This is a genomic window from Nonomuraea sp. GTA35 (assembly GCF_041950525.1).
GTDB lineage: Bacteria > Actinomycetota > Actinomycetes > Streptosporangiales > Streptosporangiaceae > Nonomuraea.
In genome coordinates this window covers 693302-707859 of the sequence record NZ_JBGNUV010000004.1, presented here as the reverse complement: position 1 = coordinate 707859, position 14558 = coordinate 693302, and the positions used below count along the sequence as shown (strand labels likewise).

The following is a 14558-nucleotide window of genomic DNA, read 5'->3' as shown; positions in this document are numbered from 1 at the left end:
AGGTTCTGCGCCCTCGTCGTCACGGTGGCTGTGTCTGGTTGCGGAACCGCCTACGATGGCTAACGGGGAAGTTTGTCTCGGCCTCTCCTCCTGGCGGCGCCGCCGGGGTAGACCTGCGAGGAGCTTTACATAAAGTGGCAGCCATTCTCGACAAGATCCTACGTGCCGGCGAAGGCAAGATCCTGCGCAAGCTCAAGCGGATCGCAGACCAGGTCAACTCCATCGAGGACGACTTCACGAGCCTGTCCGACGCGGAGTTGCGTGCGCTGACGGACGAGTTCAAGCAGCGCTATGCCGACGGCGAAAGCCTTGACGATCTGCTTCCCGAGGCGTTCGCGACCGTGCGCGAGGCGGCCCGCCGCGTGCTCGGCCAGCGGCCCTACGACGTGCAGATCATGGGCGGCGCCAACCTTCACCTGGGCAACATCTCCGAGATGAAGACCGGTGAGGGCAAGACGCTGACCTGTACGTTGCCGTCCTATCTCAACGCCATCGCCGGCAAGGGCGTCCACGTCATCACGGTCAACGACTACCTGGCCAGGCGTGACGCCGAGACCATGGGGCGCATCCACCGCTTCCTCGGCATGGAGGTCGGCTGCATCGTCTCCGGCCAGCAGCCCGACGAGCGCCGCAAGCAGTACGAGGCCGACATCACGTACGGCACGAACAACGAGTTCGGCTTCGACTACCTGCGCGACAACATGGCGTGGTCGCTCGACGAGTGCGTGCAGCGCGGTCACTTCTTCGCGATCGTCGACGAGGTCGACTCGATCCTGATCGACGAGGCCCGCACGCCGCTGATCATCTCCGGTCCCGGCGAGCAGTCGGGCAAGTGGTACCAGGAGTTCGCCAAGATCGTCCCCCGCCTGCGCAGGGGCGTCGAGGCGAAGAACCCGGGCGAGGAGAGCACCGGCGACTACATCGTCGACGAGAAGAAGCGCACGGTCGGCATCCTGGAGGCCGGCGTCGAGAAGGTCGAGGACTGGCTCGGCATCGACAACCTGTACAAGCCGGAGCACACCCACCTCGTCGGCTTCCTGAACAACGCGCTCAAGGCCAAGGAGCTGTTCAAGAAGGACAAGGACTACATCGTCGCCGACGGCGAGGTCCTGATCGTCGACGAGTTCACCGGCCGCATCCTGCACGGCCGCCGCTACAACGAGGGCATGCACCAGGCCATCGAGGCCAAAGAGGGCGTGAAGATCAAGGACGAGAACCAGACTCTCGCCACGGTCACCCTGCAGAACTACTTCCGCCTCTACAACAAGCTGGCCGGCATGACCGGTACGGCCGCCACGGAGGCCAACGAGTTCCACCAGACGTACAAGCTGGGCGTCGTCCCGATCCCCACCAACCGCCCGATGATCCGCAAGGACCAGCCGGACGTGGTCTACAAGACCGAGGACGCCAAGTTCGACGCGGTGGTGCAGGACATCAAGGAGCGCTACGAGGCCGGCCAGCCGGTGCTCGTCGGCACCACGTCGGTGGAGAAGTCCGAGCGGCTGTCGAAGGCGCTCAAGCGGCGCGGTGTGCCGCACGAGGTGCTCAACGCGAAGAACCACGCGCGTGAGGCGTCGATCATCGCCGAGGCGGGCCGCAAGGGCGCCGTCACCGTCGCCACCAACATGGCCGGTCGAGGCACCGACATCATGCTCGGCGGCAACTCCGAGTTCCGCGCCGACCTGGAGCTGCGCCAGCGCGGCCTCGACCCGGTCGAGACGCCGGAGGAGTACGAGAAGGCCTACCCCGAGGCGCTGGAGAAGGCCAGGGCGGCGGTCAAGGCCGAGCACGACGAGGTCACCGAGCTGGGCGGCCTGTACGTCCTGGGCACCGAGCGGCACGAGTCGCGCCGCATCGACAACCAGCTGCGCGGCCGTTCCGGCCGTCAGGGCGACCCCGGCGAGTCGCGCTTCTACCTGTCGCTCGGCGACGACCTGATGCGCCTGTTCAACTCGGCCAGGGTCGAGATGATCATGACCAGGCTGCAGATCCCCGACGACCAGCCGATCGAGTCCGGCATCGTCTCCAAGGCCATCGCCTCCGCCCAGCACCAGGTCGAGCAGCAGAACTTCGAGATCCGCAAGGAAGTTCTGAAGTACGACGAGGTGATGGACCGCCAGCGCAAGGTCATCTACGCCGAGCGCCACCGCGTGCTGGAGGGCGCCGACCTGCACGAGCAGGTGCGCGGCTTCATCGGCGAGGTGATCGACGGCTACGTCCAGGGCGCCACGGCCGAGGGCTTCGCCGAGGAGTGGGACCTCGACAAGCTGTGGAAGGCGTTCGGCGAGCTCTACCCGGTCTCCGTCCGGGCCGAGGACCTCGTCGAGGAGGCCGGCGGCCGCGAGGAGCTGACCGCCGAGCTCATCAGCGAGAAGGTCAAGGCCGACGCGCTGGCCGCCTACGACCGGCGCGAGGAGGAGTTCGGCCCGGAGACCATGCGCGACCTGGAGCGCCGCGTGATCCTCTCCGTGCTCGACCGCAAGTGGCGCGAGCACCTCTACGAGATGGACTACCTGCGCGAGGGCATCGGCATGCGGGCCTACGCGCAGAAGGACCCCAAGATCGAGTACGCCCGCGAGGGCTTCGAGATGTTCACCGCGATGCTGGAGGGCATCAAGGAGGACTCCGTCGGCTTCCTGTTCAACCTCGAGGTCGAGGTGCAGGAGAACCCGATCGTCGAGGAGGAGGACGCGGCCATCGCGGAGACCCGCTCGATCATCGCGCGCGGGCTGCGCGGCCCCGAGCGGCCGGCCGAGCTGGAGTACTCCGCCCCCGGCGAGCAGGGTGACGTCGAGCACGTCCGCGTCCGCACGACTCAGGAGGAGCGGGCGGCGTACGGCAACGTGGAGCGTAACGCGCCCTGCCCGTGCGGGTCGGGCAAGAAGTACAAGCGCTGCCACGGAGACCCGAAGAACGCCGCCTGACCCGTCATTCCTGGGCCCCCACTTCCTGCGGAGGTGGGGGCCTGCCTTTTCGCCGGGTCCCCACGCCTAGGCCGTTTCGAATTCGGTGCACAGCCACTGGCTGCCATGTCGTTCCAGGCGCAGGGCGAGGACGTGGTTGCGGTCGCCGCAATGGACGAGCGCGCACATTTCCACGGCGCCGTCGCGTGGTTGCTTCATATGGACGCTTCCGGTGAAAGGCGGGCGGTCGGCGTGGATCATCTGGCCCGCCCGTACCAGCTCCTTGTAGGCCCGCTCGGTGAGCCGGTCGGCCAGGACCTGTGGCGGGCGGCGACCGGCCAGCACCTCCGCCAGGGCCTGGGTCAGGTGGCGCAGCTTGCGCTCGTCCGGTTGAGCGCCCGGCGGGCCCCAGGTCATGGGGGTCGTCAGGGCCAGCGCGCCGTCGATGTCGTGGGCCATGGCTGCTCCGATTCTCTGCATGGAAGAAAGAGTCGATAAAAGGGAGTTTTCGGCCCGGCTGAGGAATACAGAAAGCGCCAACTTGTGCGTCCGCGGCGGAAGTTCGTCCGGTATTGCGGCGGAAATTTTGCGGAAGCTGGAGCGCTCCGGCCTTTTGGGATGGGCGAGTGGCGGGTTTAGGGCTCCCGGCCGGGGGTGGGCAGGTCGAGCCGGCGGATGAGCAGCGTGAACAGGGCGTAGTAGATCAGCAGGTACGCCAGGCCGAACCCGATGATCAGGCCGAGGCCGTGCGTGTTGGACTTGCTGGCGTTCAGCAGCAGGTCGATGGCGCCCCCGGAGAACGTGAAGCCCAGGCGGGCCCCGAGCTCGGCCATCAGGGCCATGGACAGGCCGGTCAGGAGGGCGTGGGCGGCGAAGAGGGCGGGGGCGACGAAGATGAAGGCGAACTCCAGCGGCTCCGTGATGCCCGTGATGAAGGCCGTCAGGCCGGCCGACAGCATGATGCCGCCGACCGGCTTCCTGCGCTCGGGCGGGGCGGCGCGCCACATCGCCAGCGCGGCCCCCAGCAGGCCGAACATCATCACGGGGAAGAAGCCGGTCATGAAGATGCCCGCGCCCTGCTCCCCGGCGAAGTAGCAGTTCAGGTCGCCCGCCGCGTCCCGGGTGGCGCCGTTCACGCCCGCCCGGCACTCGGGGACCGTGAACCAGACGATGGTGTTGAGCACGTGGTGCAGGCCGAGCGGGATGAGCAGGCGGTTGGCCACGCCGTAGATGCCGGTCCCCGCCGTGCCGTGGGCGGAGAGCCAGTCGCCCGCCTGCGCCAGCCAGTCGCCGACCGGGCGCCACAGGAGGCCGAACAGCACGCCCAGGAGCAGGGCGGCCACGGCGGTGATGATGGGCACCGAGCGGCGCCCGCCGAAGAAGGCCAGCCAGGACGGCAGCTTGACGCGGTGGAAGCGTTGCCAGAGGAGGGCGGCCGTGAGGCCGATGAGGATGCCGCCGAGCACGCCGGTGGGGTTCGGGGCGCCCAGGTCGAGCGCGGGGGTGCCGTTCTGGAGGGTCACCGAGACCTTGTCGTGGACGGCGCCGTGCCCGGCGTCGAAGAAGAGCGTCTTGGTCACGTGGTCGAAGACGAGGTAGCCGACCAGGGCCGCCAGCGCGGTGGAGCCGTCGGACTTGCGGGCGAAGCCGATCGCCACCCCCACGGCGAACAGCAGCGGGAGGTTGTCGAACAGGGCGGCGCCGGCCGCCGCCATGACCTTGGCCACCGGGAGGAGCCAGGGGAGCGCGCCGCCGAGGCCGCGCGCGCCGAGCAGGTCGTCCTGGCCGAAGCGGTAGAGGAGCCCGGCGGCGGGGAGCACCGCGATGGGCATCATGAGGGAGCGGCCGATGCGCTGCAGCACGGAGAAGGCCGACGACAGCCGGGACGGCGGCGGGGCCTGGCCCTGCATGGTCGTGGTCACCCCCACGTGAGCGTCGACGCGGGGTCCGGTCGGTTACTACCCCGTGGTGGATCTCCCCGAACCGTGCTCGGTCTCGCCCGAGTCGAGGTCGGGCTCGGGCTCCCGGCCGGGCGTCATGATGTCGAGCCTGCGGATCAGGAACGTGAACACGGCGTAGTAGACCAGGCCGTAGATCAGGCCCAGGATCAGGATGCCGGGTAAGTTCTCGGTGTTGGACTTGCTGGCGTTCAGCAGCAGGTCGAGCAGGCCGGCGGAGAAGCCGAAGCCGAGCTGGCCGCCGATCAGCGTGGTCAGCGCCATCGCCAGGCCCGTCAGGATCGCGTGGACGACCAGCAGCAGCGGCGCGACGAAGATGAAGGCGAACTCGATCGGCTCCGTGATGCCCGTGACGAACGAGGCCAGCGCCGCGGAGAGCATGATCCCGCCCACGGTGGCCCGCCGGTGCGCGGGGGCGGCGCGCCACATGGCCAGGGCGGCGGCGGGCAGGGCGAACATCATGACGGGGAAGAACCCGGCCATGAACTGGCCGGAGTACGGGGCGCCGCCGAAGTAGCAGTTCCAGTCCCCGCCCAGCACCTGGCCGCCGACCTCGCACTGCGGCACCACGTACCAGACCACGGAGTTGACGAAGTGGTGCAGGCCGAGGGGGATGAGCAGGCGGTTGATCAGGCCGTAGATGCCGGTGCCGATCGGGCCGATGGCGGCCAGGGCCTCGCCGGCGTGCCGGATCCACTCGCCGATCACCGGCCACAGCCAGCCGAAGGCCACGCCCATGAGCAGGGCCACGATGGAGGTGATGATGGGCACGAAGCGCCGGCCGCCGAAGAAGGCCAGCCAGGACGGCAGCTTGATGCGGTGGAAGCGCTGCCACAGGAGCGCGGCGACCAGGCCGATGACGATGCCGCCGAGCACGCTGGTGGGGTTCTGGATGCCGTTGTCGACGATCTCCTTGATGCCCTGGGTCTCGACCACCTTGACGGCGACGGTGTCCCTGATGTCCGAGCCGAAGAACATGGCCTTGGTCACCCGGTCGAAGACGAGGTAGCCGACCACGGCGGCCAGCGCGGTGGAGCCGTCGGACTTGCGGGCGAAGCCGATCGCCACCCCCACGGCGAACAGCAGCGGCAGGTTGTCGAACAGGGCCGCCCCGGCGGCGGCCAGCACGTGGGCGACCTCGTTCATCCAGGCCATCCCGGCGACGTCGGCCAGGCCGCCCGGCTCGACGCCGTTGGAGCCGAGCATGTCGGGCTGGCCGAAGCGCTGCAGCAGGGCGGCGGCGGGCAGGGCGGCGATGGGCAGCATGAGAGAGCGGCCCAGCCGCTGGAGCACGGTCATCACGCGGGCGAGCGGCGAGGGCCGGGCGGCGGCGGAGGTGTCGTTCACGTCTGGTTCACCGGGCGTTCCTCCGGGGCCTGCAGGAAGTGCCAGGAGTCATGGGGGACGCCCCACGGGCGCGGCTCGGCCGTGCCCGGCGGGCGTGGGGACACGGCTCAGCCGCGTCTGGCGGGCATTTCGAGGATGGTGCGGAGCTGGTAGCGGTCGGCGCGGTAGGTGGACACGCCGAGCTCCGCGCAGACCCCGCCGGAGAACGACCGGCGCTGCAGCAGCAGCACGGCCCCGCCACGGGGGAGCTTCAGCAGGTCGGCGTCGCTCGGGTCGGCGATGCCGCCGTCGATGGTGAGCTCGCCGGCGTCCATGACGAGCCCGTAGCGCCGCTCCAGCAGCTCGTACAGCGATCTGTCCGACAGGTCGTGGTCGGCCAGGTCCGGGGCGAGCTTGACCGGGATGTGGGCCCGTTCGATGGACAGTGGCTCGCCGTCGGCCGTACGCAGGCGCTCGATGAAGTGCACCTCCTCGCCCGGCTGGATCCCCAGCTCCTTGGCCAGGTGCGCGCTGGCCCGCACGACGCGGCGGTCCAGGTCGCGCGAGCCGGGGATCATGCCCCGCGCCCGCATGTCGTCGGTGAACGACGTGAGCTGCAGCGCCAGCTCGATCTTCGGCCGGGCGACGAACGTGCCCTTGCCGGGCACGCGGTGCAGGCGGCCCTCGGACACGAGGTGGTCCACGGCCTGCCGCACGGTCATCCTGGACAGGCCGAAGCGCTGGCAGAGCTCACGCTCGGACGGGATGGCCGCTCCGATGCTCAGCTCGTCGCTGTCGATGAGGTCCAGCAGGATCTCGCGAAGCTGGAAGTACTTGGGCACCGGGCTGTCCGGATCGATGTGCGCCACGGATCCTCCCCTCGTCTCTACCTGGGCAATGGGCTATGGTTCGTACTGGTCTAGTCCGGACTAGACCACATGTCGCGAAAGACGGTCAAGTCTGAACCGCAATGACCCGAGGGATGAGCCGAAGATGACCACCAAGATGCGCAGCGAGATCGCCGAGCAGCCGACCGCGCTGCGGGCCACACTCGACTCCCTGCTCCCCAAGATCGACGAGATCAAGGCCATGGGCGAGCAGACCCGCCAGCTGCTGTTCATCGCGCGTGGCACCTCCGACAACGCAGCAGTGTACGGGCGTTACCTGGTCGAATCGCACGCCGGCCGCCTGTCCGCGCTGGCCGCCCCGTCGATCGCGACCACGTACAAGCGCAAGCTCGACCTCGACGGGGTGCTGGCCGTCGCCATCTCGCAGTCCGGGCGGACCGAGGAGATCGTCGAGACCCTGGCGTGGGCGAAGGACTGCGGGGCGCGCACCGTCGGCGTCACGAACGGCGGCGAGGACAGCCCGCTCGCGCAGGCGGCGGACGTGGCCCTGTGCACGGTGGCGGGCGAGGAGAAGGCCGTCCCGGCGACCAAGACGTACACGACGCAGCTCGCCGCCCTGGCCGTGCTCGCGATCGGGCTGGGCGCCGACGTGGACGTGGACGAGTTGCAGCGGGTGCCCGAGGCCGTGGAGAAGCTGATCGCCGAGCCCGGGGACATCGAGGCCGTGGTCGAGGGGCTGGCCGACAAGCAGGGCGTGGTCGTGTCCGGGCGCGGGCTGGCGTTCTCGACGGCGCTGGAGACCGCGCTGAAGCTCAAGGAGGCCTGCTACCTGCACGCCATGGGCCTGTCGTACGCCGACCTGCTGCACGGCCCCATCGCCGTGGTGGACGCCGACACGCCGGCGCTGCTGGTGGCCGCCGAGAACAGCCCCACCCTGCAGGGCACGATCGCGCTGGCCGAGCGGGTGGTGGCCGCGGGCGCGGCGGCGTACACGATCGGCGGGGGCGGCGCGCTCGCCCGGGCGGGCACGGCCGCGCTGAACGGCCCCGACCTGCCGGAGTGGCTGGCCCCCATGGGCCTGATCATCCCCGGCCAGCTCCTCACCGAGGCACTGGCCCGCAGGCTCGGCATCGACCCCGACGCGCCGCGGGGCCTGAACAAGGTCACCCAGACCGACTGATCTAGCCTGGTCAGAGTGCTAATCCTAGGGAGGACCGGATGGCGGCGGACGTGAACGCGATCATCGCCGCGCTGGGCGGCGCCGACAACATCATCGACATCGAGCCCTGCATCACCCGCCTGCGTACGGAGGTGCGCGACGCGTCGAAGGTCGACCAGCCGGCGCTCAAGGCGGCGGGCGCGCACGGCGTGATGGCCGCGGGCAACGTGGTGCAGGTCGTCGTCGGGCCGGAGGCGGACACGATCGCCAGCGACATCGAGGATGTCATCGGCTGAGGGCGAGACCATGACGACTGTTCTCGCCCCGATGGAGGGGACGGCTGTGGGGCTGGCGGCCGTGCCCGATCCGGTGTTCTCCGCGGGCATGGTCGGGCCGGGAACGGCGATCGACCCGCTGCGGGGGCCAGGCAAGGCCGTGGCCCCCATAGCGGGAAAGATAATGAAACTGCACCCGCACGCGTACGTCATCGTGGGGGACGATGGCAAGGGCGTGCTGGTGCATCTGGGGATCGACACGGTCCAGCTCAAGGGGGCGGGGTTCCAGCTCCTGGCTGCGGAGGGCGACAGGGTGAGCGCCGGGCAGCCGGTGGTGGCCTGGGACCCGTCGGCCATCGAGGCGGGCGGTCGCTCGCCGGTCTGCCCGGTCGTCGCGCTGGACGCGCTTTCCGAGGAGCTCACGGGGGTAGCGGAGGGGACGGTGCACGTCGGGGACGAGCTCTTCAGGTGGGGATAGCGGCCGTTCGCCCGGGGTCGGCCTCACCCGGCACAATGAACGGGTTGTCCGTGTTTACCGCGATGACGGAGAAGGCCGGCCGGTCTGGACCGGCACGAGAAGGAGGAGCAGCAAGATGGGTGAGCGCAAGGTCACCGTGGCGGCGGAGGTAGGGCTGCACGCCCGTCCCGCGGCGACGTTCGTCCAGCGGGCCAAGCTAGCCCCGATGGACATCACGGTGGCGAAGTCCCACGGCGGTGGGCCGGTCAACGGCAAGAGCATTCTCGCGATCATGGCGCTCGACGTCCGCCAGGGCGAGTCCGTCGTGATCAGCGCGGAGGGCGAGGGCTCCGACGAGGTGCTCGACGAGCTGGCGAAGATAGCCGGCACGCCATGAACCTCCGGGGGGTGGGGGTCAGCCCGGGCATCGGGCACGGACCCTCTTACGTGCTGACCGTCTCTGTGCCCGAACCCCCCGAGGGCGCCACCTACACCGGTGAGGCGGAGCAGGAGAAGGAGCGCGCGATGGCCGCGCTCACGCAGGTCGCGGGCGAGCTGGAGGCCCGCGGCAACCAGGCGGGCGGCGAGGCCGAGGAGATCCTCAAGGCCCAGGCGCTGATGGCCGAGGATCCCGGGCTGGTCGTGAAGGTGAGATCGCTGATCGACCGCGGTCTGGCCGCCCCCAGGGCGGTCTTCGAGGCCTTCACGAAGTACCGGACCGTGCTGCAGGGGTCCGGCGGATACCTGGGCGAGCGGGCCGCCGACCTGGGCGACATCAGGGACCGCGTGATCGCGTTGCTCACCGGGCAGGCCATGCCGGGGCTGCCGGTGGCGCCCGAGGAGCCGTACGTGCTGGTCGCCAGGGATCTCGCCCCCGCCGACACCGCGCTGCTGTCCAGGGACGACGTGGTGGCGTTCGTCACCGAGGAGGGCGGCCCGACCAGCCATACCGCGATCATGGCCAGGTCGATGGGCGTGCCCGCCGTCGTGGCCTGTCCCGGCGCCACCCGCATCCCGCCCGGCGTGCAGGTGATGGTGGACGGCACCTCCGGCGACGTGCGCGTGGAGCCGGCCGAGGCCGACGTGGCCGACGCGGTCGGCGCCGCCACGGCCCGGCAGGCGGCGCTGGCGTCGTGGACGGGGCCGGGCGGGACGGCAGACGGGCATCCCGTGCCGCTGCTGGCCAACGTGGGCGGCCCGGCCGAGCTCGACGCCGCCGTGGCCGCGGGCGCGGAGGGCATCGGCCTGTACCGGACCGAGTTCCTCTTCCTCGACCGGCCCGAGCCGCCCTCCGCCGAGGAGCAGGAGCGTGCCTATCGGGCGGCGGTGGAGGCGTTCCCCGGCGGCAAGGTGGTGGTGCGGACGCTCGACGGCGGCGCGGACAAGCCGCTGGCCTTCCTGCAGGCGGCCGCCGAGCCGAACCCGGCGCTGGGGGAGCGGGGGCTGCGCAGGTTCGCCCGGTTCCCCGAGGTGATGGACGTCCAGCTCGGCGCGGTGGCCGCGGCCGGCGGGGCCGCCGTGATGGCGCCGATGGTGGCCACGGCCGAGGAGGCCGCCTGGTTCGCCAGGGAGTGCTACAGCAGGGGGCTGGAGGAGGTCGGCGTGATGATCGAGATCCCGTCCGCCGCGCTGCGGGCCGGCGATCTGCTCGCCATGGTCGACTTCGTCTCGATCGGCACCAACGACCTGAGCCAGTACGCCTTCGCCGCCGACCGCCAGCTCGGCGCCGTGAGCGCGATGCACGACCCCTGGCAGCCCGCCCTGCTCGACCTGGTCGCCACCACGGCCGTCGCGGCTGCGCGGGCCGGCAAGCCGTGCGGGATCTGCGGCGAGGCCGCCGCCGACCCGGCCCTGGCCTGCGTGCTGGTGGGGCTCGGGGCCTCGTCGTTGTCGATGGCGCCCTCGGCGCTGGCCGCCGTACGAGCGGGGCTGGCCGCGCACACGATGGAGCAGTGCGAGGCGGCGGCCGACGCGGCGCGGTCACAGTCCTCGGCGGCCGAGGCGAAGGCGGCGGCTCAGGCTCACCTGCCAGGGCTCGACAGTCTGGGGTTGTAGGCGGCCCGGGCGGGGTCGTCATCTGGATACCTTGGAGTCATGCTTGGACGGATCGGTACGACAGGGCTCCTGGTGATCGCGCTCACCGCGTGCGGCGGTGGCGACGGCGCGGCGGAGGTGGGGCCGACCGGAGGCAAGGCGGCCCCACCCGCGACCACGGCGGCCGCCCCGGCGACCACGGCCCCGCAGCAGAGCCCCGTGCAGCGGGTGCTGGGCAGGATGAGCGTCGAGGAGAAGGTCGGCCAGCTCTTCATGCCCGTCCTGTACGGCACCGCCGCCGACACGGTCTCCGGCGAGAACCAGGCCAGGTACGCCGCCAGGACCCCGGCCAAGGTGATCGCGAAGTACCACCTCGGCGGCGTGATCCTGTTCCCGCAGAACGTCAGGAGCGCCGGCCAGGTCGTCGGCCTGACCAACGGCATGCAGCGGGCGTCGAAGAAGGTCCCGCTGCTGATCGGCACCGACCAGGAGAACGGCCTGGTGTCCCGGATGTCCGCGCTCATGACCGACTTCCCGGGCGCGGCGGAGATCGGCGCGACCAAGGACACGGACCTGTCGCGGGAGGTGGCCAGGGCGACCGGCGAGGAGCTGCGCGCGCTCGGCGTCAACCTCGACTTCGCGCCGGTCGCCGACGTGAACGTCAACCCGCGCAACCCCGTCATCGGCCGCCGCGCCTTCGGGAAAGACCCGCAGAAGGTGGCCAGGATGGTGGCCGCGGCGGTCAAGGGGTTCGGCGAGGCGAAGATCGCCGCCACCGCCAAGCACTTCCCCGGGCACGGTGACACGTCCGTCGACAGCCACACGGGGCTGCCGGTGATCAAGCACACCAGGTCGGAGTGGGAGCGCATCGACGCGCCGCCGTTCAAGGCCGCGATCGACGCCGGGGTGGACGCGGTGATGAGCGCCCACATCGTCTTCCCCAAGCTGGACCCGTCGGGCGACCCGGCGACGCTGTCCAAGCCCATCCTGACCGGGCTGCTCAGGGAGAAGCTCGGGTTCAAGGGCGTGATCTCGACCGACGCGCTGAACATGGGCGGGGTGCGCAAGAAGTACGGCGACGGGGAGATCGCGGTGCGGGCCGTGCTGGCCGGGGCCGACCTGCTGCTCATGCCGAACGACCTGCCCAAGGCGTACGACGCGGTGCTGGCGGCGGTGAAGTCGGGCCGGATCTCCAAGGAACGCCTCGACCAGTCGGTCACCCGGCTGCTGACGCTCAAGCAGGCCAGGGGGCTGCTGACCGAGGCGCCCGTGGCCTCGGCGGAGCGGGCGGCCGAGGTGCTGCGCTCGCCTGAGCACCGCAAGCTGGCCGCCCGCGCCTAGCGGGTCAGTGCGAGCCGTGCAGCCCGCTGGCGATGTACATCGCGGCGAGCATGGCGAACAGGAACGCCTGCAGGAACATGATGAACATCTCGAACGCGGTGATCACGATCGTCATGGCCACGCCGAGCACGCCGAGGCCCGCGCCGAGCGGTGTGAGCTGCTGGAACAGGAAGTAGAAGCCCACCGAGCCGAAGAAGGCCACGAGGAGGTGGCCCGCGAACATGTTCGCGAACAGGCGGATGAAGTGGGTGAACAGCGAGGTGAGGAAGACCTCGGCGAGGATCAGCGGGGCGTAGATGGCGTACGCCCAGCCGGGCAGGCCCTCCAGGTACACCACGCCCCGCAGGTAGCCGCGGACGCCGTGATGGCGCACGCCGAGGTACACCTTGAGGACGTACACGGAGATCGCCAGCACCGCCGCGAAGTTGACGTGCGCGGCGACGGGGAACTGGATGAACGGGACGACGCCCATCAGGTTCCAGATGAGCACGGTGAGGAAGATCGTCAGGAGCAGGCCCATCCATCGGTCGGAGTCCTTGCCGAGGCTGGGCTTGGCGATCTGCTCGCGTACGAAGAAGTAGGCGTACTCGCCCATGCTCTGCCAGCCCCTTGGCACGATCTTGGGCTTGGCGAATGCCGCCCAGCACAGCGCGATGGCGATGACCGCGCTGAACAGGACGATGAGGATCGGTTTGGTGAACCATTCCGGTCCACCGGGGATGATGGGGGGAAATTCGAAGAGTTCGGAGCCCGGAGCGGTCCACTCTTCAGGGGAGGTGATCAGGATCGTCGTCCGCACGGCGGTCCCTTCTGGGTAGCGATTTACGCTGGAAAGACACCTTAACGGGATATTTCGGGCACCCTTTTTCTGGGGTTTTATCCACCTATTAAGGGGCGGGCTCCGGTAAAAGTCGCAACCGTGACGCTCTACCCTAGAACGATGGTTACGGGTGTGCTCATCGACTGGGGCGGCGTGCTCACGACCAGCCTCTCCGACTCCATCGCCCGGTGGATCGCGGCCGACAGGATCGACGCCGACCGCTACTACACCGTGATGCGCGAGATGATCGACCACGCCTACCGGGGCGGCGACGGTGAGAGCGTCGTGCACGCGCTCGAAAGGGGCGAGATCGACGGGGCCGCCTTCGAGCGCGACCTCGCCGCCCGGCTGCTGACCGTGGACGGCGTGCCGCCGGTGGCCGAGGGGCTGCTGGAGCGCATGTTCGCGGGCTTCGAACGGGTCGAGGCCATGTACGACATGCTGCGTGACGTCCGCAGCAACGGCGTCAGGACCTGCCTGCTGTCCAACTCCTGGTCCAACACCTACCCCAGGGACGACTGGGACGAGGTCTTCGACGCGGTCGTGATCTCCGGCGAGGTCGGCATGCGCAAGCCCGAGCCGCGCATCTTCGAGCACGCGCTCGGCCGGATAGGGCTCGCGGGCGCGGAATGCGTGTTCATCGACGACATCGAGGCCAACATCGACGCCGCCCGCGCCCTCGGCATCGCCGGGATCCACCACCGCGACGCGGCGACGACCATCGCCGAGCTGGAGACGGTGCTGCGGCTCGCGTTGCGCAAGTAGCCTGCCGATGCGGTCGTGACCAGGCACTATGAGTAAGGTGGCGGGGCCTGGTGAGGCAGGTTCTGCCCACAGCAGAGTGTTGGAAAGGTTCGTCATGCGCGTGTATCTGCCGTGCACTCTTCCGGCCCTGGCCGCTGCGGTCGAGGCCGGGGAGCTGGGCCCGGCTCCGCTGACCGGTTACGCGGTGACGCCCGCGCTGATCGAGTGGTACGCCTCGGGCGACACCGAGGAGCTCGAGTACGTCGCGCTCACCGAGGCGGCCCGCGCCTCGCTGCGCATGCTGGCCGCCGACCGCGCCGGCGGCACCCCGGCCGCGCCCCGCCGCGTGGTCGTCGCCGCCGAGGTGCCGGAGCGCTCCGCCACGGTCGGCGTCGACCTGGAGGAGCGTGCCAGGGTACGCCTCGCCGAGCCGATCCCGCTGGCCAAGGTGGCCGCGGTGCACATCGACGACGAGTACGCGGTGCCCGACATCGAGGCCGCCGTCGCCGCGCTGCCGGCCTCCGACGAGGGCGACGACGACGCGCGGTTCACGGTGGACGGCGCCGAGGCGCACGAGCTCATGTGGTACGCGACCCAGGAGATCCCCGAGCTCCTGCGCCCATAACGGTGCGATCACAGACAGGCGTGGCTCCTGACGTGCGCAGCCGATCTCGCTAGGGTCGCCACCCAGCA

Annotated in this window: 14 protein-coding genes; 9 read left to right on the top strand and 5 right to left on the bottom strand. The window is 70.1% G+C overall.

The window, feature by feature from the left end; genetic code table 11:
- Window positions 1–134 precede the first annotated feature (134 nt).
- Window positions 135–2924, top strand: a complete 2790-nt coding sequence (gene secA, locus ACBJ32_RS21740) for a preprotein translocase subunit SecA (RefSeq protein WP_375128239.1) — start codon at window positions 135–137, stop codon at window positions 2922–2924.
- Between the two features lie 66 nt (window positions 2925–2990).
- Here secA and ACBJ32_RS21735 read toward each other — a convergent pair whose 3' ends face one another.
- The 4 genes from ACBJ32_RS21735 to ACBJ32_RS21720 form a co-directional block, all read right to left on the bottom strand.
- Window positions 2991–3362, bottom strand: coding sequence for an Rv3235 family protein (locus ACBJ32_RS21735; protein ID WP_375128238.1), 372 nt, complete (start codon window positions 3360–3362; stop codon window positions 2991–2993).
- Window positions 3363–3538: 176 nt separating this feature from the next.
- On the bottom strand, window positions 3539–4813 hold the full coding sequence (locus tag ACBJ32_RS21730) for a PTS transporter subunit EIIC (protein ID WP_375128464.1): 1275 nt from the start codon (window positions 4811–4813) through the stop codon (window positions 3539–3541).
- A 48-nt stretch (window positions 4814–4861) separates the two neighbouring features.
- Window positions 4862–6208 (bottom strand): PTS transporter subunit EIIC, encoded by a 1347-nt coding sequence (locus ACBJ32_RS21725; RefSeq protein WP_357873339.1) that lies wholly within the window; start codon window positions 6206–6208, stop codon window positions 4862–4864.
- A 107-nt stretch (window positions 6209–6315) separates the two neighbouring features.
- Window positions 6316–7056, bottom strand: a complete 741-nt coding sequence (locus tag ACBJ32_RS21720) for a GntR family transcriptional regulator (protein ID WP_375128237.1) — start codon at window positions 7054–7056, stop codon at window positions 6316–6318.
- A gap of 124 nt (window positions 7057–7180) precedes the next feature.
- Here ACBJ32_RS21720 and ACBJ32_RS21715 point away from each other — a divergent pair, with 124 nt between their 5' ends.
- From ACBJ32_RS21715 to nagZ, 6 genes are all read left to right on the top strand, one after another.
- Window positions 7181–8215 (top strand): SIS domain-containing protein, encoded by a 1035-nt coding sequence (locus tag ACBJ32_RS21715; RefSeq protein WP_357873345.1) that lies wholly within the window; start codon window positions 7181–7183, stop codon window positions 8213–8215.
- A gap of 38 nt (window positions 8216–8253) precedes the next feature.
- Window positions 8254–8490 carry a PTS glucose/sucrose transporter subunit IIB gene (locus ACBJ32_RS21710; protein ID WP_344491617.1) on the top strand — a complete coding sequence of 79 codons (237 nt, stop codon included), beginning with the start codon at window positions 8254–8256 and terminating at the stop codon, window positions 8488–8490.
- A gap of 10 nt (window positions 8491–8500) precedes the next feature.
- Window positions 8501–8947, top strand: coding sequence for a PTS glucose transporter subunit IIA (locus ACBJ32_RS21705; protein ID WP_357873349.1), 447 nt, complete (start codon window positions 8501–8503; stop codon window positions 8945–8947).
- Between the two features lie 115 nt (window positions 8948–9062).
- Window positions 9063–9323, top strand: coding sequence for an HPr family phosphocarrier protein (locus ACBJ32_RS21700; RefSeq protein ID WP_357873352.1), 261 nt, complete (start codon window positions 9063–9065; stop codon window positions 9321–9323).
- Window positions 9320–10981, top strand: a complete 1662-nt coding sequence (gene ptsP, locus ACBJ32_RS21695; RefSeq protein ID WP_375128236.1) for a phosphoenolpyruvate--protein phosphotransferase — start codon at window positions 9320–9322, stop codon at window positions 10979–10981. Before ACBJ32_RS21700 ends, ptsP begins: the two co-directional genes overlap by 4 nt.
- 39 nt (window positions 10982–11020) lie before the next feature.
- Window positions 11021–12301: a beta-N-acetylhexosaminidase gene (gene nagZ, locus ACBJ32_RS21690; protein ID WP_375128235.1), complete on the top strand. Its 1281-nt coding sequence runs from the start codon at window positions 11021–11023 to the stop codon at window positions 12299–12301.
- Window positions 12302–12305: 4 nt separating this feature from the next.
- On the opposite strand, the gene atpB is transcribed toward nagZ, so the two are convergent.
- Window positions 12306–13100, bottom strand: a complete 795-nt coding sequence (gene atpB / locus ACBJ32_RS21685; RefSeq protein ID WP_375128234.1) for a F0F1 ATP synthase subunit A — start codon at window positions 13098–13100, stop codon at window positions 12306–12308.
- A gap of 141 nt (window positions 13101–13241) precedes the next feature.
- Here atpB and ACBJ32_RS21680 point away from each other — a divergent pair, with 141 nt between their 5' ends.
- Both ACBJ32_RS21680 and ACBJ32_RS21675 read left to right on the top strand, forming a co-directional pair.
- Complete coding sequence (locus tag ACBJ32_RS21680) at window positions 13242–13886, top strand: HAD family hydrolase (RefSeq protein WP_375128233.1); 645 nt, start codon at window positions 13242–13244, stop codon at window positions 13884–13886.
- A gap of 94 nt (window positions 13887–13980) precedes the next feature.
- The gene (locus tag ACBJ32_RS21675) at window positions 13981–14490 is read left to right on the top strand and encodes a DUF6912 family protein (protein ID WP_357873365.1); all 510 of its coding nucleotides are present in this window, start codon (window positions 13981–13983) and stop codon (window positions 14488–14490) included.
- The last annotated feature ends 68 nt before the right edge of the window (window positions 14491–14558 follow it).